The sequence below is a fragment of the Saccharomonospora cyanea NA-134 genome (genome assembly GCF_000244975.1).
GTDB lineage: Bacteria > Actinomycetota > Actinomycetes > Mycobacteriales > Pseudonocardiaceae > Saccharomonospora > Saccharomonospora cyanea.
Map to the genome: position 1 here is coordinate 3419605 of NZ_CM001440.1, position 24744 is coordinate 3444348.

Sequence of the window (24744 nt, forward strand, 5' to 3'; positions counted from 1 at the left end):
AGGTCGCGTGCGACGATGACACACCGTGAACGATGCTCTTCCCGAGTTCTCCACCGAGACCTGCGCCCGGCTGCGGGACGCGTTCCGCAGCGCCCGCTACGACGCCGACGGCGTGGTCGACCTCCTGGGCCTGCAGGCCCACGCCGCGCTCGGCCGTGGCGAGCCGGAACCCGCCCGGCGGGCGAGCCGGGACGCGGCCGCCCTCGGCGTGCTGGTGCGGTTGTTCCTGCTCGGGGACACCGAACCCGCCGACGCGGTCGAATCGGCGCTGTCGCCCCTGTCGCTGGACGACGCGCTCGCCACGGGCATCGTGCGCCGAGGTGGTGACGGGTCGGACGGCCTGCGCGCCGGGTTCGACATCCGCCCTCACGGTGACGAGCACGGCAGTTGGTGGATCGTGTCGGACCTCGACCCCGAACAGTCGGGGACGCCAGCCTCTCCCGACCACGTGCTCGGTGTCGGGCACGCGTCACTGAGTCTCGTGCGGGCCACCAGCAGGCGTCCCGCGGAGAGCGTGCTCGACCTCGGTACCGGCAACGGCGTCCAGGCACTGCACGCGAGCCGGTACGCGCGGCGGGTCACCGCCACCGACACGTCCGCCCGGGCGTTGCGCCTCGCGGCGGCGACGTTCGCGCTCAACGAGCTCGACGTCGAACTGCTCCGGGGCGAGTGGTTCGCGCCCGTGGCACGGCGCCGTTTCGACCGGATCGTGTGCAACCCGCCGTTCGTCGTGGGACCGCCGCGGGTGGACTACGTGTATCGCGACTCGGGCCTCGCCGGGGACGACGCGAGCGCGCTGCTCGTGCGGCAGCTCCCCGCGTTCCTCACCGACGGGGGCTCCGGCCACCTGCTGGCCTCCTGGCTGCACGTGCGTGGCGAGGACTGGGCCGACCGGGTGCACCGGTGGCTGCCCCCGAGGACGGACGCGTGGTTCGTGCAACGAGACGTCGCCGACCCCGCTCTCTACGTGGGTACGTGGCTGCGCGACGCGGGCATCGACCCCCGCTCCGCCGAGGGGCGGGTGAAGGCCGCCGCGTGGCTGGACTGGTTCGCCGAGAACGACGTGGAGGGCATCGGCTTCGGGTTCGTGACCCTTCGCCGTACGGACGTCCCGACCCCGACGGTGGTGTGTGAGGACCTGCGCCACGCCTTCGACGACCCGCTCGGCGAGGAGGCCGCAGCCTGGCTCGACCGGGTCGACTGGCTCCGCGCCCACGAGCCCGACCTCCTGGACGTCGTCTACCGCGTGCCCGGGAACGTCGCGCTGGAACGCATCGAGACGCCCAGCGAGGACGGTTGGTCCACGACCGTGCGCAGATTGCACCGCACGGACGGTCCCGGCTGGCAGCACGAGCTCGACGAGCTCACCACGGCACTGCTGGCGGGCTGCCGCGGCATGCTGTCGATGTCGGACCTGCTGGAGCTGCTTGCCGCGGCACACGGTGAGGACCCGGAGCTCCTGCGCACGGCCGCCCGGCCGCTGGTCGCCGAACTGGTGCGCCACGGGATGCTGGAGGAGAGCCGATGAGGGCCGTGGTCGCGCGGGTCACCGAGGCGTCGGTGACGGTGGACGGCGACGTCGTCGGCGCCATCGACGAGCCCGGCCTGCTCGTGTTGCTCGGCGTGCACACGACCGACGACTCCGAGCAGGTGGAGACGATGGCCCGCAAACTGTACGAACTGCGCATCCTTCGTGACGAACAGTCGTGCGCGACCACGGGAGCGCCACTGCTCGTGGTCAGTCAGTTCACGCTCTACGGGGACACGCGCAGGGGCAGGCGTCCATCCTGGACCGCGGCGGCTCGGCCCGAGCACGCCGAGCCGCTCGTCGAAGCCGTGGTGCGGCGACTGCGCGACCGAGGCGCGCGTGTGTCCACCGGGCGCTTCGGCGCGATGATGTCGGTGCACAGCGTGAACGACGGCCCGTTCACGGTTCTCGTGGAGGTCTGAGCGCACCTCCGGTTCCACAAAGGTCTGGACCGGACATCTCGATGACGGAAACCCGAACCCTCGTGCACGCTCCCGCGCGGCCCGTGGATGCCCCGGGGTGAGCCACTCAACAGGCGGCCACGCTCGGGAACGATTCGGCACCCCGCGACGTTGACTGAGGTGTCCAGCCGGGGAGCTGGCACGCGGGGCGGGTTCCACAGGCTCGCCACGCGACGCGAGAAGCAGACGTGAGCGAACGCGACACGTCAGCCCGTTGACCGGGGAGGCAAGATGTCCGTCCAGACACTCGAACGTGAGGCTCGCGGGATCCGCCAGCGCAGCATTCCCGCACCCGCCGCCGACGACGTTGTGCCTGTGCCCGTCGAGGAACAGCCCGACCTCGACGCCCAGGGACCTGCCGCCGACCTGGTGCGTGTGTACCTCAACGGCATCGGCAAGACCGCTCTGCTGACCGCCGAGGAGGAGGTCGACCTCGCCAAGCGCATCGAGGCGGGTGTGTTCGCCCAGCACGTGCTCGACACCTCCGGCGACCTCTCCGCTGAACGCAGGGGCGAGCTGGCGGCCATCGTGCGCGACGGTGAGCGCGCCAAGAACCACCTCCTGCAGGCGAACCTGCGTCTGGTGGTGTCGCTCGCGAAGCGGTACACCGGGCGGGGGATGCCGCTGCTCGACCTCATCCAGGAGGGCAACCTCGGGCTGATCCGCGCGGTCGAGAAGTTCGACTACGCCAAGGGTTTCAAGTTCTCCACGTACGCGACGTGGTGGATCCGGCAGGCCATCACGCGCGGCATGGCCGACCAGGGCCGCACCATCCGGCTCCCCGTGCACCTCGTGGAGCAGGTGAACAAGCTGGCGCGCATCAAGCGCGACCTTCACCAGCGGCTCGGCCGGGAGGCCACCAACGAGGAGCTGGCCGCCGAGTCCGGGATCGCGGAGACGAAGGTCGCGAGCCTGCTCGACCACGCGCGCGATCCGGTGAGCCTCGACATGCCGGTCGGCACGGAGGAGGACGCCCCGCTGGGCGACTTCATCGAGGACTCCGAGGCCACCGACGCCGAGAGCACGGTCATCTCGACCCTGTTGCAGGACGACCTCCGCCGGGTGCTGGCGACCCTCGACGATCGCGAACAGCAGGTGATCCGCCTGCGCTACGGCCTCGACGACGGCCAGCCCCGCACTCTCGACCAGATCGGCAAGCACTTCAGCCTGTCCCGCGAGCGGGTGCGGCAGATCGAGCGGGAGGTCATGGCCAAGCTGCGCCACGGCGAGCGGGCCGACCGGCTGCGCGCTTACGCGAGCTGACCACACCGCCACAGCGGGTCACCACAACGAACGACACATCACCCGGACGTCGCGTTGACTCGCGCCCCGGGTTCACGAGACGGTCGAGAACGCGCTCACGAGGGCGCGTTCTCGACCGTCGTCGTTCGCGGCACGGGCGCGGCCATGTTTCGCCGTGTCACTGCGGGGTGATGGACCTCGCGATCGGCTCGCCGGTCGCCTGCCCCGGAAGGTCGGGTCCGTCGGGGTGGGCCCGGCCTTCCGACCCGCGGTAGCGGGTGATCGAGCACCGACCCGCGGTAGCGGGTGATCGAGCACCGACCCGCGGTAGCGGGTGATCGAGCACCGACCCGCGGTAGCGGGTGATCGAGCACCGACCCGCGGTAGCGGGTGATCGAGCACCGACCCGCGGTAGCGGGTGATCTGCATCGCGCGGCGGCGTGGGCTCCTGATCAGGGCTCCGGCCGCGCGATACGGTCTAACCCCCTGACCACGCGCAACGGAGCCCGAGCTGTGACTGTGACCACTCCTGGGCCGGGGTCGTCCCCCGCCCGCACCACACGCGAGTTCAACCACACCGAAGTTCTGCCGCTGGGCAAGGACACCAGCACCGAGTACCGGCTCGTGACGGCCGACGGGGTGCGTGTCGTGGAGGCGGCGGGCAGGCGGTTTTTGGAGATCGAGCCGGAAACGCTGACGCTGCTGGCACGCACGGCGATCACCGACATCCAGCACCTGCTGCGTTCGGAGCACCTCGCGCAGCTTCGCGCGATCGTGGACGACCCCGAGGCGAGCGGTAACGACCGGTTCGTGGCCATGGACCTGCTGCGCAACGCCGCCATCTCGGCGGGTGGTGTGCTGCCGATGTGCCAGGACACGGGCACGGCCATCGTCATCGGCAAGCGCGCGGAGGGCGTGCTCACCGGCGGCGACGACGAGCGGGCGCTGTCGAAGGGTGTCTTCGAGGCGTACCAGGAGCTGAACCTGCGGTACTCGCAGATGGCGCCGCTGAACTTCTGGGAGGAACGCAACACGGGTACGAACCTGCCCGCGCAGGTCGAGCTGTACCACAAGGACGCCGAAGCGGACGCCGACCCGTCGTACGAGTTCCTGTTCATGGCCAAGGGCGGCGGCAGCGCCAACAAGACGTTCCTGTACCAGGAGACCAAGGCCGTGCTGAACCCCAAGCGGCTCGCGCGGTTCCTCGACGAGAAGCTGCGCAGTCTCGGCACGGCGGCCTGCCCGCCCTACCATCTCGCGATCGTCGTCGGCGGCATGTCCGCCGAGTACAACCTCAAGGTCGCGAAGCTGGCGTCCGCGCGTTATCTCGACGAGCTGCCTCGCGAGGGTTCCGAGCTGGGCCACGGGTTCCGGGACGTGGAGCTGGAGCAGCAGGTGCTCGAGATGACACGCCAGTTCGGCATCGGCGCCCAGTTCGGCGGCAAGTACTTCTGCCACGACGTGCGCGTGATCCGGTTGCCGCGCCACGGCGCGTCGTGTCCCGTGGGAATCGCCGTGTCGTGCTCGGCCGACCGGCAGGCCAAGGCGAAGATCACCTCGGAGGGCGTGTTCATCGAGCAGCTCGAACGCGACCCGGCACGCTTCCTCCCCGACGTGACCGACGACGAGCTGTCGGACGAGGTCGTCGAGGTGGACCTGAACCGGCCGATGTCGGAGATCCGGGAGCAGTTGTCGAGCCTGCCGGTGAAGACGCGTCTGAGCCTGACCGGCCCGCTGGTGGTGGCGCGCGACATCGCCCACGCGAAGATCGCGGAGCGGCTGGAGGCCGGTGAGGAGATGCCGCAGTACCTGCGCGACCACCCGGTCTACTACGCTGGTCCCGCGAAGACCCCCGACGGCTACGCCTCGGGTTCGTTCGGCCCGACCACGGCAGGCCGGATGGACTCCTACGTCGCGCAGTTCCAGGCCGCCGGGGGTTCGTTGGTCATGCTGGCCAAGGGAAACCGGTCGAAGCAGGTCACCGAGTCGTGCCGCGCGCACGGCGGCTTCTACCTCGGCTCCATCGGTGGTCCCGCGGCGAGGCTCGCCCAGGACTGCATCAAGAAGGTCGAGGTCCTGGAGTACCCGGAACTGGGCATGGAAGCGGTGTGGCGCATCGAGGTCGAGGACTTCCCCGCGTTCATCGTCATCGACGACAAGGGCAACGACTTCTTCGCCGACACCTCGGAGCCGGTGCTCCAGATCTCGTTCCGTTCCTAGCGCACCCGCCACGGGCCGACGCCGTGGAGACGATCTCCTGGCGTCGGCCCGTGCGGCGTCAGTGCGTGGTGCGCTTGTGATCGAGCACGACCACGCGCTTGCCGAGGGGTTCGTCGAGTTCCACGGTGAGCGGCGGGTATCGCATGTCCATGGTGCACATCGTGTTCTTGTCGGCCGGTTTGGACTCGACCAGCGTCACCTCGACCCGCTCGGCGCTCTGCTCGGCCACCGTCGCACTGGCCTTCGTGCACCCGCCCTCCTGGGCGACGATCGTCAACGTGCGCCCTTCCTCGGACACGGCGACGTCGACAGGGTATCCCTCCGGCAACGCACTCGCGTCGATGCGTCCCATCGGGACAGGTCCGTCGTTGGGCACCTCCTCCGGGGCGCGGGAAAGCTCCTGCGACGCGGGCGGCCCTCCCCCGGCCTCCCCGGACCCGTTGCCCGTCGTGGCCGTCTGTTCTCCACACGCCGTCACGGTCAGCAACGCTGCCGCGGCGATGATCCCTCGAATCCACCTCATGTCCGACTGGACGTAACGCGGCCGGGGTTAGGTTGCATCCCATGTCCTCCCGTCCTCGGTTGAAACGGACCCTCGGCACCCGCGACGCCGTGGTCGTCGGACTGGGTTCGATGATCGGGGCGGGAGTGTTCACGGCTCTCGCCCCGGCCGCCCGCGCCGCGGGCTCCGGCGTGCTGCTCGCCCTCGCGATCGCGGCGCTCGTGGCGTACTGCAACGCGACGGCCTCGGCACGGCTCGCCGCCCGCTACCCGGACTCGGGTGGTACGTACGTGTACGGGAGGGAGCGGCTGGGGCCGTTCTGGGGTTACCTCGCGGGCTGGGGATTCGTCGTCGGCAAGACCGCGAGCTGCGCGGCGATGGCGCTCACCGTGGTCACCTACGCCGCCCCCGGGCTCGACCAGCCGTGGCGGAGCCTGGTCACGGCGGGGGTCGTGGTGGTTCTGACGGCGTTGAACTACGCGGGCGTGCGGAGATCGGCTCTCGCCACCCGCGTGCTGGTGGCCTTCAGTCTCGCGGTGCTGGCGCTCGTGGTGCTCGCGGTGGCCGTGGGCGGTGACGCCGACGCCACGCGCCTCGCGCCGACGACCGGGTTCGATCCGCTGGGCGTCGTGGAGGCGGCGGGGTTGCTGTTCTTCGCGTTCGCGGGGTACGCGCGCATCGCCACGCTGGGCGAGGAGGTACGGGAGCCGCAGCGGACCATCCCGAGGGCCGTCCGTACGGCGCTGGGCGTCGTGCTCGTGGTCTACCTGCTCGTCACGGTGGCGACGCTGGCCCAGCTCTCAGCGGCGACGCTGGCCGCGCAACCCGACCCGCTCGCCCACGCCGTGGAGACGACGTCGTGGGCGGCGCTCGGCCCCGTGGTGCGGATCGGCGCGGTGGTCGCGGCGTGCGGGTCGTTGCTCGCGCTGCTGCTGGGTGTCTCCCGCACCGTGCTCGCGATGAGTCGGGACGGTCACCTGCCGGGCGGCCTCGCCGCCGTGCACCCCCGGCGCGGCATCCCCCACCACGCCGAGCTCGCCGTGGGCGCGGTGGTGGCCGCGCTCGCCGCGACGGCGGACCTGCGCGGGGTCATCGGGTTCTCGTCGTTCGCGGTACTGGTCTACTACGCCGTCGCCAACGCGAGCGCGTGGACGCTGGGAGCCGGGCGGCTCCTGCCCGCCGTCGGGCTCGCCGGGTGCACCGTGCTGGCGTTCGGTCTGCCGTGGACCTCCGTCGTGACCGGCACGGCGGTGCTGGCACTGGGGGCCCTGGTGTACGGCGTGCGGACGGCGTTGCCCCGCAGGCGGCGGTGACCGGCGGACTCAGTCGTACTCGCGCTGCGGCCACCGCGGTTTCGCAGGTGGAGCGTCGGCCATACCGGGAATGCCGGAGATGTCGAGGTTCGGCGGACTGAGGCGGTTCGCGTGCAGCGGCGGCGCGGGGGCGAGCCGAATGTTGCCGTCACTCGTGACGCTCGTGGGCGAGGAGTCCGAGGGGGCGGCGGCGGACCGCGGAGCGGGTACCGGGCGCGAAGTGGTGGGCAGGCGCTCGTGAACCCCCGGGTTCTGCGCCGGGATGGCCGGTGGCGTGTGCGCGGTGAGAGCCCGGGGAACTCCAGCGTTTCCGAACGCGCCACCCGGCTGCTGCGACGCCTGTGACAACGACGGCGGCTGCGGTGGCTGCGGTGGCTGCGGGCCGCCCACGGCGGGCATGCCGGGCGCCGAGGCGTGGGGGTCGCGGCGTCGCGCCGCGTCCGTCGCCCGCATCACCGGGTACGGGGAGAGCGGATCGGCCACCACGGGCCGACGCCGCCTCCGGGCCAGGCCCACCAGGCCGAGCAGCCCGGTGAGGCCCAGCAGTCCCCAGGGCGGTTCGTCGCCGGCTTCCCCGCGCTGCTGGGCATCCGGCGTCTGGGCTGCTGTCTGGGCTGCTGTCGCGGCGGACGGGGCGGTTTCGGCATGTGCCACGGGTGTCCCCATGAGCGGCACGAGCACACACGCCACCGCCACCATCCTGCCAACGGTCACTTTGCGCAAAGCTCTCCTCCACGTGCGGTCACGACACGTGCTACCCACATCTCTCCTGCTCCACCTCGCCACCACCCGACCGTGCTGAGGCTGTGACCGCATCAGGTAGTGGCCGGGCTCGTGCGTGAGCGGTCAGTACGGTGCCGCGGCCTCGGCGAACTCCGGGTTCAGGGTGTCGTCGTCACGCGGGTAGGAGATCCGGGCGGGATCACCGTCGGAGGTGTAGAGCGACCCGGGGTCGGCCGCCAGCTCGTCCAGCCAGGCCGTCGAACCGAACTCCGCCCCCTCACCGTCCGGCCCCTGCGACCGGATACGGGGCACGGCCGCCGCGTCGAACTCCACCGAAAACGGCGACGGGGCGGGATTGGCTCCCACCAACAGCACCGCCCGGTAGTCGTAGCCGTCACCGCGCAGGGCGAGTTCGCCCGGCTCGGGGCGCGCCCCGAACGGCAGAGCGAGCGTGGTGGGCGCGTAACCCGGCACGGCCTCGCGGATCGACTCGTCGCCGTCGGCGATGGCCTGCTGCGCAGCCCGGGGCGACGAGGTGCCGAGGTCGGCGTGGCCGAAGGTGTGGTTGCCCACCTCGAACCCGTTGTCCACCAGCCAGCGCAACGCCCGCCGCCCGGCCTCTCCACCGCCGAAGGGCTCCTCGTTCACGTACACGCTCGCCGTGGGACGGAAACCCGGATTGTCCCGCGCGACGTCCAGCAGCGTCCCGATCGCCGTGTCGGGTGCGACGCGGGAGCCGTCCATCCGGATCGTGCTCGGATCACCGTCGTCGAACGTCAGCACGACCGGGTGGGTACCCGCGGGCAGGTCGAGTCGTCCCGTGGCCAGCTCGGCCGTCGTGACGGGCACGTAGCCGGAGTCGGCGAGGCGCTGCAGTTCCGCCCGGAAGTCCTCGGGCGTCCTGTCGTACACCGACGCGGGCTCCGGCACGATCCGGTGGTACATGAGCACGGGCACCACACCGAGCTCGTTGGCACCGACCTCCTCGGGGTCCGGCAGTGGCGTGCTGGGGTCCGTGGGGACGTTCGCGCCGGTGGTCTCGTGCGGACTCGCCTCGGGCGCGACGGTGTGCGTGCAGCCCGCGACCAGCGATGCCGCCGCGGCCAGGAACAGGATTCGTCGAAGGGCCATGACCGGCAACGTAGGCCGAGCCGCACCCGACCGCGTGCCGCGCTCACTCGACCAGGCACTCCTGCCCCGGCCGACGTCCGCAACGGACACACCGTGGGTAGACCTGCGCTGACCGACCCACGGCAACGGGAGGGAGGCCGACGATGCCGAGGTTTCGATTGAGTCCTCGATGGACAGTCGCGCTCGTGTCGGTGCCGGCGGTCGCCGCCGCCGTGCTCGTTCCTTCGAGCATCCCGGACCGGGCTGACGCGACCGTCACAGGCCTGCCGGACCACCCGGTGCGGCCGAACGTCCTGGAGGGGGTACGCATCTCCTCCCCACACGGACTCCACGGCCTCGTCGCCATGTTGGACGGCGAACGGTTGCCGCTGTACCCCGACGGCAACGTGCTGCGCCCCGAGACCGTCATCCTCGACGAAGGAGTGCACCTGCTCGTCGTCTCGCCCCCGCCCGGAGTCTTCGGTGACGCCGATCCCGCTCGGATCACCTTCCGGGTCGACAACACCCCACCCGAGCTGGACGTCCAGCCTCCCGAACCCGTGAAGCAGGGCACCGAGGGTGAGATCCGGGGCAGCGCGCCGGGAGCGGTGCTGGTGTCGGTCGACGGTGAGCAGACACGCCCCGGCCCTGACGGTTCCTTCGTCTTTCCCGTGCGGGCCGGGACGAGCGTCGTCACGGTCGTCGCCCGCGACGAAGCGGGCAACGAGGCCGTCAAGCGGGTGCCGATCGCGCTGCGTCACCCCGGTATGAAGGCCGTCCACCTCACGGCGAGCGCCTGGGCGAGCCCCACACTGCGCGAACCCGTGCTGGAGATGGTGCGGGAAGGCCGCATCGACACCGTGCAGCTCGACATCAAGGACGAGAGCGGGCGGATCGGCTACGCGTCACAGGTTCCGCTGGCCCAGGAGATCGGCGCGAACGCCGGTCTCTACGACGCCAGGGAGGCCCTCGACCTGCTCCACGAGGAGGGAGTCCGCGTCGTCGGCAGACTCGTGGCGTTCCGCGACCCCGTGCTCGGCAGAGCGTCCTGGGAGGAGGGGTACTACGACCGGGTCATCCAGACCACCGACGGAAGCGCGTGGTCCGGAGGATACGGCGACTACTCGTTCACCAACTTCGCCGCTCCGGAGGTCCGGGCCTACAACATCGCGCTGGCCGAGGAAGCCGCCGAACTCGGGTTCGACGACATCCTCTACGACTACATCCGCAGGCCGGACGGTGACTCCTCGGCCATGGTGTTTCCCGGCCTGACGACCACACCCGAGGAGTCGATCGCGAGCTTCCTCGCCGAGTCCCGCGCAGCCGTTCGCAAGCACGGTGCGTTCCAGGGCGCGTCGGTGTTCGGGATCGCCGCCACCCGGCCCGAGCAGATCGCGCAGGACATCCCGGCGATGTCGGAGCACGTGGATTACGTGGCCCCGATGGTGTACCCGTCGCACTGGGGTCCCGGCGAGTACGGCGTGGAGGACCCGGAGAGCCAGCCGTACGACATCACGGCGCGCTCACTCATGGACTTCCAGGACCTGGCTCAGGAGAACGGGCGCACGGAGGTGATCCCGTGGCTCCAGGCGTTCAGCCTCGGCGTCGAGTACGGGCCCTACGAGATCCGCGCGCAGATCGAGGCCGCCGAGGACGTCGGTATCGACTCGTTCCTGCTGTGGAACGCCGCCTGCCGGTACGACCCGAGGGCGTTGCCGCCCACCTGACCGGCCGTCGCCCGGCTCAGCCACGCCCCACGAACGGCATCCCGGTGGCGGTGACGGTCAGTGAGAACACGTTGGCCTCCAGCGGGAGACCGGCCATGTACCGCACGGCGTCGGCGACGTGGGACACGTCGAAGCTGGGCTCCGGCCGGACACTGCCGTCGGCCTGCTTGGCACCCGCCCCGAACCCCGCCGTCATCTCGGTGGCGGCGTTGCCGATGTCGATCTGCCCGCAGCCGATGTCGAACGCGCGGCAGTCGAGCAGGATCGACTTGGTCAGTCCGGTGACGGCGTGTTTCGTGGCGGAATAGGCGACGCTCTCCGGCCGTGGTGCCGACGCGGCGATCGACCCGTTGTTGACGATCCTCCCGCCGCGCGGGTTCTGCGCCTTCATCACCCGCACGGCCGCCCGCGCACAGAGGAACATGCCGGTGAGGTTCACGTCGACGGTGCGGCGCCACTCCTCCACCGGCACCGTGTCGATGGCTCCGGAGGGACCGAGGGTGCCTGCGTTGTTGAACAGCACGTCCACGCGGCCCCACTCACCCACGACGGCGTCGAACAGCGCGCTCACGGCGTCGGGGTCGGTGACGTCGGTGGGGACCACGAGGGCCGTGCCCTCCGTGCTGCCCGCGGCGGTCTCCTGTAACGCTTCCTTGCGCCGGCCCGCGAGCGCGACGCGGTAGCCGTCGCTCAGAAACGCCCGCGCCACCGCCCTGCCGATGCCGGAACCCGCTCCGGTCACCACCGCGACCCGCCCGTCGTTCATGCGCTCGTCCCTCCGCTCTCACACCGACTGTGGTGCATCACAGCTTCGTCACTGACGATGCGATGACGCAACCGTGCGTACCACGGTGACCCAGGCCCCGGAGGTCGAAGCCGCGATCCGGCACATGATGGAGGAGCGGGGCCTGTCGTTCAAGGAAGCCCTCAACAGCGCTGTCCGCGCGGGACTGAACCCCGGCCGCCCCGACTTCCACACACCGACTCGCTCGGTGGGCGAGCCCACGGTCCCACTCGATCGCGCGCTGGCGCTGGCGGGTGAGCTCGGGAACGCGGTGATCCGGCGAGAACTGAGCACCGGCCGGTGAACTCGCCAACGACACGCACCTCGCGGCCATCTCGCTGGAACACCGCGCCACGGTGGTCACCTTCGACCGGAACTTCAGCCGCTTCGCGGCGTGCGCGTCGAACTCCTGCCCGATTGAGGTGCCGAACTCACACCGCCAACCCGACGGCGAACATGGCGGCCATCCCGGCGCTCATGACGGCCCGGCATCCGAACCTCGACGCCACGCCCTCCGGCAACGAGGCTCCGTCCCGCCGGGTTCGGACGACGCGGCGGACGGTCATCGCCGTGTCCACCGCGAAGTAGAGCACGCACGCGAGCGCCACGGCGGGCACCGCGAACTCGCCTTCCCCGCCCGTGACGTCCTCACCCACCATGATCGGCCACACGCTGTGCCCGGCATCACCGTGCGGTGCCGCCGCGAGCATGTACACCATCGCGGCGGCGCTCACCGCGTGGTGGAGATCGCAACCGCGACACACTCTCCGCTCGGCCCGCTCCCGCGCAGCGGCGACGAGGAACCAGCAGGCCGTGACCACGAACAGGGCCTGCCAGCCCGCCACGGGCACGGGGAAGCCGACCGGCGACACCATCGCCGTCATCGCCACGGCCATGAGCAGTCCCGCGAGATCCGCCTGCCTGACCCCCGGCCCGAGCCGGGTGTAGTCGAGTCGCACCAGTCTCGACACGCACGGCCGCACCAGCAGTCCGAACACGGCGGTCGCGCCCCAGGCCACGGCCGTCGGAACGCCCATCGAAGCCTCCTGAGCGGAGTGGACACGGACCACCGGACCGGCCCGCCGGACCTCCCAACCGTGTCATCCGGACCACGTGCCGACCAGCGGTCAGGCAGGTGAAAGATCACCCCACGGCCGCACTCACAGTGCACACCGGGCGGCAGACGGGCCGACCGGGCTCCTAGCCTCGGCACCATGCGTCTGTCGTTCCGGGCTCGCCGAGCCGCCCAGCTCGCGCTCACCGCCAACGCCCTGCGTCCTCTGCGCGGAACCCACTGGGGATTCCCGGCGTTCGTCACCGGGTGGATCACCTCGGAGCTGGCACCGCACCTGCTCGCCCTCACCCTCACGGACACGGCCGCGCACCTGGCCCGACGCGGGGTACGCGACGCCGACCGCGTGGGCCTGGCGGCCGCCGCGCTGTCCACCGCCGGCCTCGGGTCGCTGATCGCCTCGGCGCAGCAGGCCAGGACTGCCGTGGAGCAGGCACTCGTCGACACGCTCGGCCCCGGCTACACCGACGTCCTGCGGCCTCCGCCCTCGGCCTCCGATCTGGCCACACCGTGGGGCCAGTTGGTGTTGCCGTTCCGCATGCGGCACGCGGACGTCCGCACCGACCGCAACATCGCCTACTTCCAGGGCGGCAGGAGGTTCCTGCTCGACGTCTACCGACCGCGCGAACCGGGGTCGGGACGGCCGGTCCTGCTCCAGGTGCACGGCGGGGCATGGGTGTCGGGGAACAAGGAACAGCAGGGGCTTCCGCTCATGCTGCACATGGCGGCGCGGGGCTGGGTGTGCGTCGCGATCAACTACCCGCTCTCCCCTGCCGCCCGCTGGCCGCAGCACATCGTGGCGGCCAAGCGGGCGCTTGCCTGGGTGCGCACCAGGATCGCCGACTACGGCGGCGACCCGTCGTTCGTGGCCGCCACGGGCGGGTCGGCGGGCGGTCACCTGGCCGCGCTTCTGGCGCTCACCCCGAACGATCCGGCGTTCCAGCCGGGCTTCGAGGAGGTCGACACGAGCGTGCAGGTGTGCGTTCCGCACTACGGGGTGTACGACTTCGCGGCCACCACCGGTGCGCCCGCGAGCCAGGCCCGGCTGCGGTACCTGCTCGCACGCTACGTCGTCGGTAAGGACCCGCGCCTGTCGCTGGAGGACTACGTCGCGGCCTCACCGCTGGACCGCGTCGGCCCCTCCGCGCCCCCGTTCTTCGTGATCCACGGCGAGCACGACACGCTCGTGCCCGTCAGGGAGGCTCGGGAATTCGTGCGTCGGCTGCGCGAGGCGTCACCCCGTCCGGTGGCCTACGCGGAGATCCCCGGAGCCCAGCACGCGTTCGACATCTTCCCGTCGATCCGCAGCGCCCACGTGGTCCGGGGGGTACAGCGGTTCCTCGACTGGATGTACGCGCACCGGGACACCGCCACAGGCTGACACTGGACACCGTTGTCCGATGTCGGTTGCCGAGTGGACGGTCCCGCTCGGACGTTCAGGCCCTCAGCTTGGGCAGGACCTCATGGCCGAAGACCTCCAGCCACTCCTTCTGGTTGCGTCCCACGTTGTGCACGTAGATGCGGGTGAACCCCATGTCGATGAAACGCTGGAGCGACGCACGATGCACGTCGGGATCGGACGACACCACCATGCGCCCCTCGAAGTCCTCCCGGCGCACGAGCTTGGCCATCTGCTCGAAGTCGAACGGCGAGCGGATGTCGGCCTTGGGGAACTTCATCCCGCCGTTGGGCCACTGCTCCAGAGCGTTGCGCCACGCCTCCTCGTCGGTCGCGGCCCACGACAGGTGCACCTGCAACAACTTCGGCATGCTCTCGGGGTCCTTGCCCGCCTTGCGCGCGCCCTGGGCGAAGTTGTCGAGGATGCCGGCGAGCTTCTCCAACGACGCGCCCGGCGTGATCAACCCGTCGGCGAGCTCCCCGGTCTTGCGGGTCGTGTACGGTCCCGCCGAGGCGATGTAGATCGGCGGCGGAGCCTCCGGCAGCGTCCACAGTCGAGTGTTGTGCAGCTTGAAGAACTCACCGCTGTGCTTGACGTCCTTGCCACTGAACAACTTCCGGATGATTTCGAGTGCCTCGAACATGCGGCGCACCCGCTCGGGCGCCTCCGGCCAGTACCCGCCGATGATGTGCTCGTTCAGCGCCTCGCCGGAGCCGATACCGAGCCAGGTGCGCCCCGGATACGTCGCTTCGAGCGTGGCCGCGGCCTGCGCCACCAGCGCCGGGTGCTGCCGGAACGACGGGCAGGTCACGCCCGGCCCGAGGTCACCGGTGGTGTTCTCGGCGAGGGAGGCGAGCACACTCCACACGAACGACGCCTCTCCCTGCGCGGGTACCCACGGCTGGAAGTGGTCGGCGGCCATCTGGCCCGAGAATCCGTGCTGCTCGGCCAGCGCGGCCAACTCGATGGACTCCCTCGGCGAGAACTGCTCCAGTGCCGCCGCGATGCCGATCTGCACGTCACCCACGTGTCTTCCCCTCTTCGTCGCGGTCCTGTGGTGTCGGTGGTGTCACCTTCGCCGAACCTACCCCGCGTGCCGCCGCGCCGACTCGGCCAACTCGTCGAGCACCTTCAGCGTCTCCGACTCGGGCAACGTGGGCAGGTCGAACGTCACCCGCTCGACGCCCGCGTCCGCCCACGCCTCGATCCGGGACTCGTCACGGTCGGCGGCGAAGATCGTCACGGGAACGTCGGGTCGGCCCTGCTCCGCCAGCGCCGCGAGCACACGGCGGATCTCCTCCGGCTCGGTGCCGCCCCTCGGCAGCCAGGCGTCACCGTAGGCGGCCAGGCGCGCGAGCGCGGCCGGGCTCTCCCCACCAACGTAGATCGGCGGATGGGGTTCGCTCACGGGCTTGGGCCAGGCGAAGACCGGGTCGAAGGAGACGTGCCGGCCGTGGAACTCGGCTTGCTCTTCCGTCCACAGCAGCTTGAGAGCCTGAAGCTGCTCGTTGAGCAGGGAGCCGCGGGTACGCGGGTCGGTACCGTGGTTCCGCATCTCCTCGCGGTTCCAGCCCACGCCCACACCGAGCGCGAACCGCCCGTCCGAGAGCAGGTCCAGGCTCGCCGCCTCGTTGGCCGTGTGGATGACGTCGCGCTGGACGAGCAGGGCCACGCCCGTCGCCAGCAGGAGCCTGTCGGTGACGGCCGCCGCCGCACTCAACGCCACGAACGGGTCGAGCGTGCGGTAGTACTTACGAGGCAGGTCGCCCCCGGCCGGATACGGCGTCTCCCGGCTCACCGGGATGTGCGAGTGCTCCGCGAGGAACAGCGAGTCGAACCCGCGTTCCTCCAGCGCCGTGGCCAGCGTGGTCGGCCGGATTCCCTCGTCCGTCACGAACGTCGCGATTCCGAACTTCATGTCACCGGCCAACCACGCCCGGCTCCGGTTTGTTCCCGGACTACACGTTCCGGCGATACTGCCCGCCGACCTCGAAGAAGGCGTGGGTGATCTGCCCGAGCGAGCACACACGCGCGGCGTCCATCAGCACGGCGAAGACGTTCTCCCCGCCTGCCGCCGCCTCCCGCAACCGTGCCAGCGCTCGCTGGGCCTCGTCGTGGTGCCTGTCGTGGAAGTCGGCGAGCCGCCGCAACTGCGACTGCTTCTCCTCCTCCGTCGCCCTGGCGAGTTCCACCTCGACCTCGTCGTCCTCCGGACGGGGGTTGCGGAACATGTTGACCCCGACGATCGGCAGTGAGCCGTCGTGCTTGAGCCGCTCGTAGAGCATCGACTCGTCCTGGATCTTGCCCCGCTGGTAGCCGGTCTCCATCGCGCCGAGCACGCCACCCCGTTCGGTGATGCGCTCGAACTCGGTGAGCACGGCCTCCTCCACCAGATCGGTGAGCTCGTCGATGATGAACGACCCCTGGAGCGGGTTCTCGTTCTTCGACAGGCCCCATTCCTTGTTGATGATCATCTGGATGGCCAGCGCGCGGCGCACCGAACTCTCGGTCGGTGTGGTGATGGCCTCGTCGTAGGCGTTGGTGTGCAGCGAGTTCGCGTTGTCGTACAGGGCGCACAGCGCCTGCAACGTCGTGCGGATGTCGTTGAAGCTCATCTCCTGCGCGTGCAACGACCGGCCGGAGGTCTGCACGTGGTACTTGAGCTTCTGCGACCGCTCGTTCGCTCCGTAACGGTCGCGCATGGCGACGGCCCAGATCCGACGGGCCACCCGGCCCAGCACCGAGTACTCGGCGTCCATGCCGTTGGAGAAGAAGAACGACAGGTTCGGCGCGAAGTCGTCGATGTGCATGCCCCTGGCCAGGTACGACTCGACGTAGGTGAAGCCGTTGGCCAGCGTGAAGGCGAGCTGCGTGATGGGGTTCGCCCCGGCCTCGGCGATGTGGTAGCCCGAGATCGACACCGAGTAGAAGTTGCGGACGCCGTTGGCGATGAACCACTCCTGGATGTCCGACATCATCCGCAACGAGAACTCGGTGGAGAAGATGCAGGTGTTCTGCCCCTGGTCCTCCTTGAGGATGTCGGCCTGCACGGTGCCGCGCACCTGGCGCAGCGTCCACGCCCGGATCTCGGCGGCCTCGTCGGCGGTGGGCTCGCGGCCGTGTTCGGAACGGAAGGCGTCCATCCGCTGGTCGATGGCCGTGTTCAGGAAGAACGCCAGGATGGTCGGGGCGGGACCGTTGATGGTCATCGACACCGACGTGGTGGGCGCTGTGAGGTCGAAGCCGTCGTAGAGGGCCTTCATGTCCTCCAACGTCGCGATGGACACACCGGACGTGCCGACCTTGCCGTAGATGTCCGGACGCGTGTCCGGGTCCCACCCGTAGAGCGTCACCGAGTCGAACGCCGTGGACAGCCGCTTGGCCTCGGAGTCGGACGACAGGTACTTGAACCGGCGGTTGGTGCGGAAGGCGTCGCCCTCGCCCGCGAACATCCGCGCCGGGTCCTCGCCCTCCCGCTTGAACGGGAACACCCCGGCCGTGAACGGGAAGTAGCCGGGCAGGTGCTCACGGCGAAGGAACGACAACAGCTCGCCGGGATCGGAGTAGCGCGGCAGCGCGACCCTGGGAATGCGACTGCCCGACAGCGTGTCGCGCCACAACGAGGTACGGATCTCCTTGTCGCGCACGGTGAACACGAGTTCGGATCCCCGGTACTGTTCGGCCAGCTCGTCCCAGCGTTCCAGCAGCTCCTTCGTGTCCGCGTCGACCGCCGCCTCGGCCTTCTCCACGAGCCGGTCGAGGTCGTCGGTGGAGGCGTTCTCCGTGACCAGGGCGTCGCGAGCGGCCGCCAGGTGCGCCCGCCTACGCACGGCCTCCACCTGCCGGCGGGTGCGCTCGTGGTATCCCCGTACCGTGTCGGCGATCTCGGCGAGGTAGCGGGTGCGGTTACCCGGGATGACGACGCTGGTGTCGGTGGAGACCTTGCCCTCCACCCTCGGGAGCACCCCGGCCGAGACGGAGAGGCCGTTCTCGGAGAGCAGGTCGCGCAGATGCTGGTAGAGCGCCGTGACGCCGTCGTCGTTGAACTTCGCGGCGCTGGTGCCGAACACCGGCATGTCCTCGGGAGAGGCTCCGAACTGCTCGCGGTTGCGGATCATCTGGCGGGCCACGTCGCGGCGGGCGTCCTCGGCTCCGCGCCGCTCGAACTTGTTGATGGCCACGACGTCGGCGAAGTCGAGCATGTCGATCTTCTCGAGCTGCGACGCGGCACCGAACTCGGGGGTCATCACGTACAGCGTGTGGTCGACGTGGTCCACGACGCCCGCGTCACCCTGGCCGATACCCGGCGTCTCGATGATCACCAGGTCGTACCCGGCCGCCTTGCACGCCAGCACCGCGTCGTCGAGCCCGGTGGGGATCTCCGAGCCCGTTCCGCGCGTGGCGAGCGACCGGAAGTACACGCGGTCGCCGGTCAGGCTGTTCATGCGAATGCGGTCGCCGAGCAGCGCACCACCGCCCCTGCGGCGGGTGGGGTCGACGGCGAGTACCGCGATCCGCAGCTTGTCCTCCTGGTCGAGCCGGAACCGCCGGATCAGCTCGTCGGTCAACGACGACTTGCCCGAACCGCCCGTACCGGTGATGCCGAGGACCGGCACCGTGCGCGCGGACGCCACCTCGGCGATGGCCGTCCGCCAGTTCTCGGGCAACACCTCGTGCTGCAACCTCGTGATGGTGCGCGCGAGCGTCGGAACGTCACCGGACAGCAGCCCGTCCAGTGAACCGGGTTCCCCGGCTGCGGGGTCCACGTCGCACTCCCGGATCATCAGGTTGATCATGCCCGGAAGGCCGAGTTCGAGGCCGTCGTCGGGCGAGAAGATCCGGGCGACCCCACGGGAGTGCAGTAGCTCGATCTCGTCGCGCACGATGACTCCGCCGCCACCGCCGTAGACGCGGATGTGGCCCGCTCCACGTTCCCTCAGCAGGTCCACGAGGTAGGTGAAGTACTCGACGTGCCCGCCCTGGTAGGCGCTGATGGCGACACCCTGGACGTCCTCCGAGATGGCGGCTGTCACCACCTCGTCGACCGACCGGTTGTGCCCGAGATGCACCACCTCGGCACCCTGCGACTGCAGGATGCGCCGCATGATGTTGATCGACGCGTCGTGACCGTCGAACAGGCTCGCGGCGGTCACGAACCGGACTGGGTGCGCGGGTCGATGGAGTTCGGAGGTCATGCCTCCAAAATACTTGGACTTCCTACTTTTTTTGGAACCAAGCGACACGGTGATGCGAACCTCACCGGCCCGAATCGGTTCAGGAGGCGGAGTTCGCCGCCCGCAACGCGATCCACTGCCGCATCGCGTACTCCACCAACGTGATGAGCGTCTGCTTCGTGGACTCCCGGTCGCGGGCGTCACAACGCACGATGGGGATGCTCGGGTCGATCGACAGCGCCTCGCGAACGTCGTTCAGGTCGTGCTGCAGGATCCCGTCGAACGTGTTGACGCCGACGATGTAGGGCAGACCGCGGTCCTCGAAGAAGTCCACGGGCGCGAACGAGTCGGCGAGCCGCCGGGTGTCCGCGAGCACCACCGCACCGATGGCGCCCCGAACGAGGTCGTCCCACATGAACCAGAACCGCTGCTGCCCCGGCGTACCGAACAGGTACAGGATGAGGTCCTCGTCCAGGGAGACTCTGCCGAAGTCCATGGCGACCGTCGTGGTCGCCTTGTTCGGCGTCGCCTCCAGATCGTCGATGCCGGTGCTCGCATCGGTCATCATCGCCTCGGTGGTCAACGGGACGATCTCGGACACCGAACCGACGAACGTCGTCTTGCCGGCGCCGAACCCACCCGCCACGACGATCTTGGCAGACGTCATCGTCTTCGGCGCGGCTTCGCGCGGTGCCTTAAAGCCGGCGGAGTCCACTCAACACCCTTTCCATCAACGTCAGGTGCGCCTCGGCGCCTTCGTCACCGGAGACGGTCCTGTGCACGGTGACCAGTCCCGCGTCAGCTGCATCGCTGATCAGCACCCGAGCCACGCCCAGTGGTACCCGGAGCCGAGATGCGATCTCCGCGACCGACTGCGGGGTACGACATTCTTCCATGATCACCTGGAGCTCGATCTGGTCGGGCACCGCGAGGAGCGCCGCGGTCCTCGTGGAGATCAGTGTCTCCAGCTCCAGGTGGTAGTTCGCCCTGGTCCGGCCGCCGGTGAGGGCGTAGGGACGGACGAAACCGGTCTCCTCCGTCGTCGGCTGCAACGGGAAAGCTTCGACTGCCACAGGTTGCTCCTTGGTGCTCGTTCCGTCCTCGCCGTGTCCGTACTTCGACCGCGCGCGCTCGGGGCCTCGTGGTACCCGACCCGTCCCGGCGGACGCCGCGGAGGCGTCCGGCTCGTCACGGGGAGTCAGGGGCCCCGGCTTCATCGCGCGGTCATCCCACCGGTTCGCCGACCCTCGGTCCGCCCGACCCCTGGAGCTGGGCCCGGAGCTCCGGTGTGAGGAGCTGTCCCACCCGTTCGACCAGCAGTGTCATCTCGTACGCGACCTGGCCGATGTCGCAGTTCGGAGCGGCCAGCACCGCCAGGCACGACCCACCGCTGATCGACATGAGCACCATGGTCCCGAGTTCCATCTCGACGACGGTCTCGGTCACCGCGCCCGCCTCGAAGCACCGCGCCGCCCCCTGGGTGAGACTGACCAGACCGGACGCCACCGCCGCGAGCTGGTCGGCGCGGTCGAGCGGCAGCCGGTTCGACGACGTCAGCAGCAGACCGTCGGCCGACACCACCACGGCGTGCGCGACACCCGGCACCCGCTCGGCGAAGTCGTTCACCAACCATCCGAACTGGTTCTGCTGAGGCGCAGAGCGATCCGACACGGTCATTCACCCTCCAGTCTTTCGTCTGCGTTGTCGGTCTCACCTGCGGTGTGATGCCGACCTCTGCGGACTCCTTGTTGAAAGCTCGCCAGCCTCCCTCGCACGTCGGCAGGATCCCTCGGCAGCCTGCGACGCGGTTCAGCCTGTCCCTCGGGGGCCGCGCTGCCGGGAAGTAGCCTCTCCCCACGCCGTCGTCGAGGCAAACCGGCCGGTGTGTAGCTCGTCGGCTCCGCACGGGAGACCTCTTCGACCGTTCGCCAGCGTTCGTCGACGGCAAAGGCCCAGCTCGTACCGCCGTCCTCGGGTGCCCCCGTATCCGAGGACGCGACGCTCGCAGCGCCTTCGACGCCTTCGACGCCACCGGACGAATCGGTGGATGGTCGTGACGCGTCGGTGAACAGCCCTCCCGCGCTGCCCACGACATCGGTGGTCTCGGTGGCGTCGGGTTCGTCCGGCGCGGCTCCCGGCCGGATGCGCCTCGGCCGCTGCGGCAGCGCCGAGCCGGTGCCGTGGGCCCCTTCACCGTCGTCCGGCGAGTCACCCCTGCGGTGCCGACGTCCGCGCGTGACGCCCTGCTGGAAACTACTGAGCCTGCCGAGCACTTCGGCCGGATCACGTGGGCGGCGCGACCGCTCGCCCGTGGGCTCGGCTTCGCCGCCACCGTCCGGAGCGGCGCTGCCGGGCAGCAGTCGTTCCCCGCGTCGCCGCCGGGGCAGACCGGCGTCGGTGTACTCGGAGGGAGACTGCCGCTGCGAGACCTCCTGCACGGCCTTGAAGGTCTGGTCGGCGGCGAACTTCCAGTCCCGGCTCTCCTCGGGCGGGACACTGCCCGCCGCGTCGGTGACCTTGCGGAACCACGCGGACACCATCTCGTCGAAGATCGGCGTCGTCTCGGCGTTCTCCACGGCCGCCTTCCGCGCCCTGCGTTGCTCCTCCGTGGGGGTGCCCGCGCTGTTCTCCGTGACGGCTGCGCTCCACCAGTCACTCACCGCCGTGCTGTTGGCCTCGAACAGCTTGCTGCCGGACAGCAGCTCGCCACTCGTACTGCTCACGTCCGTGGCCCGATCCCGGCCGCGCCGGTCAGCGTCGTCCCTGGTGTGTTCGGCCGCCTGCGCCTCGGAGGGCCAGGCAGGCCCGGCCTCGGCGGATTCGGCTCCGGGACCGTCCGGGTCGGCGGCTTCGTCCGCGGGACGGCCCCCCTGCCGCGGTGGTGAAGACGGCCTGCCGGACGTGGCGTCGTCCCAGCCCGCGGGAGTGACAGGAGTGAACAGCGCCGTTCCGGTCATCTCCGTGTCGCTCTGGTCGGGCACGGCCGCACCGTCACCACCCGGAGACGTCACCCGAGTCGCCGCGCTGCCCCCCGGCTTCCTCCGGGGCAGCGGGCCTCCCGAGGTGTTCAGCATCCCCGCCGGAGCCGGGTTCCCCTGTGCCGTGTCCGCAAGGCTGTCGCCGGCCTCACGCGGTGCCGGTTCGGTGTTCTCCCTGACCGGTGGCTCCGGCGCCGGGTACGGAGCCTGCTCGTCGGTCACCAACTCGGCCGGAACGGCAACGGTGGCCCTGACTCCGGCGATGTCCTTGCCGCCGTGCAGCTCCACACCGAAACCGTGCCGGCTCGCGAGCCTGCCCACCACGAACAGCCCCATGCGACGCGAGGTGGTGAGACCGATCGAGCTCGCCTCGGACAGCCGTTCGTTGGCCTCGGCGATCTCGCGCTCGTTCATGCCGATGCCCTTGTCGAGGATGTCGATGGACAACGACGCGTCGTCGAGCTGACGCATGGCCACGGTCACCTGGGTCTCGGGTGCGGAGAACGCGGTGGCGTTGTCGAGCAGCTCCGCGACGAGCCGGATCAGATCGCCCGCCGCGTAGCCGACCACGCTCACCGACGGCGGCGTGCGCACCACCACGCGCTGGTACTGCTCGATCTCGGACACCGCGGCCCGCAGCACGTCGGTGGCGCTCACCGGCTGCCCCGACCGGCGCGCGGGCTCGGCACCGGAGAGCACCATGAGGTTCTCGTTGTTGCGGCGCATCCGCGTGGCGAGATGGTCGAGCTGGAACAGCGTGGCGAGCTGGTCGGCGTCCTCCTCGTCGCGCTCCAGCCGCTCGATGAGCTGGAGCTGACGCTGCACGAGACTCTGGCTGCGGCGCGAGAGGTTCACGAACACGGACGCGTACCCGGCACGCATGCCCGCCTGCTCGGCGGCCAGCCGCAGCGCCTCGCTGTGCACGGCGTCGAACGCCCTGGCCACCTCACCGATCTCGTCACGGGTACTGACCGGGACGGGGTTGATCTCCGTGTCGTCGGTGTGCCCCTCCTGGATCGCCTGCACGGCCTCGGGCAGTTCGTGCTGGGCGACTTCGAGGGCCGTGGTCCTCAGCACCTTGAGCGAACGCAGCAGCTGCCGCGCGATGAGGAACACGACCAACGCGGCGAGCACGAACGCGACGAACAACGCCACGGCCAGCATCCCGACGCCGGTGCCCGCGTCGTCGGCCAGAGCCCCGGTGCCCCCTGTCAGCTCGTCGCCCAGCCGGTCGGCGAGTTCTCCCATCGCGGTGAACACGGCCGCCCCGGTCTCGGCCCACTCGTCGGCGCCCGTGGAGGACAGCATCTCGCTGCCCGCGTCCTGACTCGACAGCACGGCGTTGACGACCCGGCGGTACTCGTCGAACGCCGCGCCCCGCACCGTCTCGTCGAAGAGTGCCCGCTGCGCTTCCGTGGCGGCGGCGGAGAACTCGGTGAGCCGGTCGGACCGCCGCACGTCGGCGGTGCGGACGGCGTTGAACTCGCTGGGCGCCAGGCCGAAGGCGATGCCGTGGGCGACCAGCGCCTGATGGACCGACACCTCCTCACGGGCCACGAGAAGGTTGTGCACCGCGTCGGCGGTGGCGGCGAGGCCCTCGGCCCTGATCCCGCCGGCCACCGCCGTGTCGACCTCCAGCAACGCCGCCGTGACGGCCCGGTACTCGTCGACGGCCTCGACAGCGCCCAGTTGCCCTCCGGAGGCGCGTTCGCGGATCTCGGTCAGCGCGCCGAGCTGCTTGTCGAGCCCGGACCGCACGGCCGACAGTCGTTCGCCGACCGCGGCCACGGCCTCGGTGAGCGGAGCCCGCGCACGGTCGACCTCGTCACGCACCCGGCGCAGTTCCTCGGAGTCGAGGCCGCTGCCCTCGGTCAGCGCGGCCGCGGTGAGAGTGCGTTCGCGCTGCACCGCGTCGAGCAGGGCTCGGGTGGAGGCGCCGACGTCGGCGAGCTGCCGTTGGGAGTCGTACTGGTCGGCCCTCCCGATCTGGTTCCCGAGGGTGATCGCGCCCAGTACCACCGCGATGACGATCGGGATGAGCGTGACCGCCCCGAGCTTGAGTGGGAGGTTCCAGTCACGCCAACGCAGGGCCGCACGCCAGCGGGAACGGGGGCGGTCCTCCTCGCCGAGGAGTTCGCCCACCGGCACCTGGCCATCTGACGCAACCTTCACGAAGGTGACTCCTCCTCCGGCTCGCCCACTGTCGTCGCGGTGCGCGGCTCGTCCATCTGACGCGCGCGTCCAGCGCTCGTCGTACGGATGGGCGCCGCTGCTTCGTCGATTCGCGCCTTTTGTCGTCCGCTCGTACCGATTCTCCGGCCACGGCAGCACGTCACGTACGAGCAGACGCACCCTCCGTGACGCCCGTCGGCCGCGCCGGGGCGGGAGTCGGTCGGGTGGATCGAGCCTAACACCACGTACCGGCCCCTTGATCTTGGTCGCTGACACGCCGTTGACCTGCGGAAACCATCGACGAATCCGATCATGTGGCGTGGCACCACCACGAGCGGC

Annotated in this window: 20 protein-coding genes; 8 read left to right on the top strand and 12 right to left on the bottom strand. The window is 70.3% G+C overall.

Features of this window, described 5'->3' with window-relative positions:
- Positions 1-25 precede the first annotated feature (25 nt).
- The 4 genes from SACCYDRAFT_RS15995 (at position 26) to SACCYDRAFT_RS16010 (ending at position 5451) form a co-directional block, all read left to right on the top strand.
- The gene (locus tag SACCYDRAFT_RS15995) at positions 26-1528 is read left to right on the top strand and encodes a DUF7782 domain-containing protein (protein WP_005457633.1); all 1503 of its coding nucleotides are present in this window, start codon (positions 26-28) and stop codon (positions 1526-1528) included.
- Positions 1525-1950: a D-aminoacyl-tRNA deacylase gene (gene dtd, locus SACCYDRAFT_RS16000; protein ID WP_005457634.1), complete on the top strand. Its 426-nt coding sequence runs from the start codon at positions 1525-1527 to the stop codon at positions 1948-1950. Before SACCYDRAFT_RS15995 ends, dtd begins: the two co-directional genes overlap by 4 nt.
- Before the next feature lie 270 nt (positions 1951-2220).
- Positions 2221-3252: a sigma-70 family RNA polymerase sigma factor gene (locus SACCYDRAFT_RS16005; protein WP_005457635.1), complete on the top strand. Its 1032-nt coding sequence runs from the start codon at positions 2221-2223 to the stop codon at positions 3250-3252.
- A 492-nt stretch (positions 3253-3744) separates the two neighbouring features.
- Positions 3745-5451 (top strand): fumarate hydratase, encoded by a 1707-nt coding sequence (locus SACCYDRAFT_RS16010; RefSeq protein WP_005457636.1) that lies wholly within the window; start codon positions 3745-3747, stop codon positions 5449-5451.
- 58 nt (positions 5452-5509) lie between these two features.
- Here SACCYDRAFT_RS16010 and SACCYDRAFT_RS16015 read toward each other — a convergent pair whose 3' ends face one another.
- The gene (locus tag SACCYDRAFT_RS16015) at positions 5510-5974 is read right to left on the bottom strand and encodes a hypothetical protein (protein ID WP_005457637.1); all 465 of its coding nucleotides are present in this window, start codon (positions 5972-5974) and stop codon (positions 5510-5512) included.
- Between the two features lie 41 nt (positions 5975-6015).
- Here SACCYDRAFT_RS16015 and SACCYDRAFT_RS16020 point away from each other — a divergent pair, with 41 nt between their 5' ends.
- Positions 6016-7266, top strand: a complete 1251-nt coding sequence (locus SACCYDRAFT_RS16020; protein ID WP_005457638.1) for an APC family permease — start codon at positions 6016-6018, stop codon at positions 7264-7266.
- 9 nt (positions 7267-7275) lie between these two features.
- Here SACCYDRAFT_RS16020 and SACCYDRAFT_RS25500 read toward each other — a convergent pair whose 3' ends face one another.
- Together SACCYDRAFT_RS25500 and SACCYDRAFT_RS16030 are read right to left on the bottom strand one after the other, a co-directional pair.
- The gene (locus SACCYDRAFT_RS25500; RefSeq protein WP_157606520.1) at positions 7276-7980 is read right to left on the bottom strand and encodes a WGxxGxxG family protein; all 705 of its coding nucleotides are present in this window, start codon (positions 7978-7980) and stop codon (positions 7276-7278) included.
- A 132-nt stretch (positions 7981-8112) separates the two neighbouring features.
- Positions 8113-9120, bottom strand: a complete 1008-nt coding sequence (locus SACCYDRAFT_RS16030; protein ID WP_005457641.1) for a polysaccharide deacetylase family protein — start codon at positions 9118-9120, stop codon at positions 8113-8115.
- A 143-nt stretch (positions 9121-9263) separates the two neighbouring features.
- Between SACCYDRAFT_RS16030 and SACCYDRAFT_RS16035 the strand changes: the two genes are divergently transcribed.
- Positions 9264-10826 (top strand): putative glycoside hydrolase, encoded by a 1563-nt coding sequence (locus tag SACCYDRAFT_RS16035; RefSeq protein ID WP_005457642.1) that lies wholly within the window; start codon positions 9264-9266, stop codon positions 10824-10826.
- Between the two features lie 16 nt (positions 10827-10842).
- Here the strand turns inward: SACCYDRAFT_RS16035 and SACCYDRAFT_RS16040 are convergent, their stop codons facing one another.
- Positions 10843-11592 carry an SDR family oxidoreductase gene (locus tag SACCYDRAFT_RS16040; RefSeq protein ID WP_005457643.1) on the bottom strand — a complete coding sequence of 250 codons (750 nt, stop codon included), beginning with the start codon at positions 11590-11592 and terminating at the stop codon, positions 10843-10845.
- 73 nt (positions 11593-11665) lie between these two features.
- Between SACCYDRAFT_RS16040 and SACCYDRAFT_RS16045 the strand changes: the two genes are divergently transcribed.
- Positions 11666-11914, top strand: coding sequence for a hypothetical protein (locus SACCYDRAFT_RS16045; protein WP_005457644.1), 249 nt, complete (start codon positions 11666-11668; stop codon positions 11912-11914).
- Positions 11915-12041: 127 nt separating this feature from the next.
- On the opposite strand, the gene SACCYDRAFT_RS16050 is transcribed toward SACCYDRAFT_RS16045, so the two are convergent.
- A complete protein-coding gene (locus tag SACCYDRAFT_RS16050) occupies positions 12042-12647 on the bottom strand; it encodes a DUF5134 domain-containing protein (RefSeq protein WP_005457646.1) in 606 nt (201 codons plus the stop codon).
- A gap of 177 nt (positions 12648-12824) precedes the next feature.
- On the opposite strand from SACCYDRAFT_RS16050, the gene SACCYDRAFT_RS16055 reads away from it, so the two are divergent.
- The gene (locus tag SACCYDRAFT_RS16055) at positions 12825-14063 is read left to right on the top strand and encodes an alpha/beta hydrolase (RefSeq protein ID WP_005457647.1); all 1239 of its coding nucleotides are present in this window, start codon (positions 12825-12827) and stop codon (positions 14061-14063) included.
- 55 nt (positions 14064-14118) lie between these two features.
- On the opposite strand, the gene SACCYDRAFT_RS16060 is transcribed toward SACCYDRAFT_RS16055, so the two are convergent.
- The 7 genes from SACCYDRAFT_RS16060 to SACCYDRAFT_RS16090 all read right to left on the bottom strand — a co-directional run bounded on the left by SACCYDRAFT_RS16060 (position 14119) and on the right by SACCYDRAFT_RS16090 (position 24405).
- Positions 14119-15108 carry a TIGR03557 family F420-dependent LLM class oxidoreductase gene (locus SACCYDRAFT_RS16060; protein ID WP_005457648.1) on the bottom strand — a complete coding sequence of 330 codons (990 nt, stop codon included), beginning with the start codon at positions 15106-15108 and terminating at the stop codon, positions 14119-14121.
- A gap of 57 nt (positions 15109-15165) precedes the next feature.
- Positions 15166-15999, bottom strand: a complete 834-nt coding sequence (locus SACCYDRAFT_RS16065; protein WP_005457649.1) for an LLM class F420-dependent oxidoreductase — start codon at positions 15997-15999, stop codon at positions 15166-15168.
- A 40-nt stretch (positions 16000-16039) separates the two neighbouring features.
- Entirely contained in the window at positions 16040-19276 is a 3237-nt protein-coding gene (gene icmF, locus SACCYDRAFT_RS16070) for a fused isobutyryl-CoA mutase/GTPase IcmF (RefSeq protein ID WP_005457650.1), read from the bottom strand.
- A 79-nt stretch (positions 19277-19355) separates the two neighbouring features.
- Positions 19356-19970 carry a GTP-binding protein gene (locus SACCYDRAFT_RS16075; protein ID WP_043536557.1) on the bottom strand — a complete coding sequence of 205 codons (615 nt, stop codon included), beginning with the start codon at positions 19968-19970 and terminating at the stop codon, positions 19356-19358.
- A complete protein-coding gene (locus SACCYDRAFT_RS16080) occupies positions 19951-20328 on the bottom strand; it encodes a DUF742 domain-containing protein (protein ID WP_043537340.1) in 378 nt (125 codons plus the stop codon). Before SACCYDRAFT_RS16080 ends, SACCYDRAFT_RS16075 begins: the two co-directional genes overlap by 20 nt.
- Before the next feature lie 151 nt (positions 20329-20479).
- Positions 20480-20932, bottom strand: a complete 453-nt coding sequence (locus SACCYDRAFT_RS16085; protein WP_005457684.1) for a roadblock/LC7 domain-containing protein — start codon at positions 20930-20932, stop codon at positions 20480-20482.
- Positions 20929-24405 (bottom strand): nitrate- and nitrite sensing domain-containing protein, encoded by a 3477-nt coding sequence (locus SACCYDRAFT_RS16090; protein ID WP_005457686.1) that lies wholly within the window; start codon positions 24403-24405, stop codon positions 20929-20931. Before SACCYDRAFT_RS16090 ends, SACCYDRAFT_RS16085 begins: the two co-directional genes overlap by 4 nt.
- Positions 24406-24744: the final 339 nt, after the last annotated feature.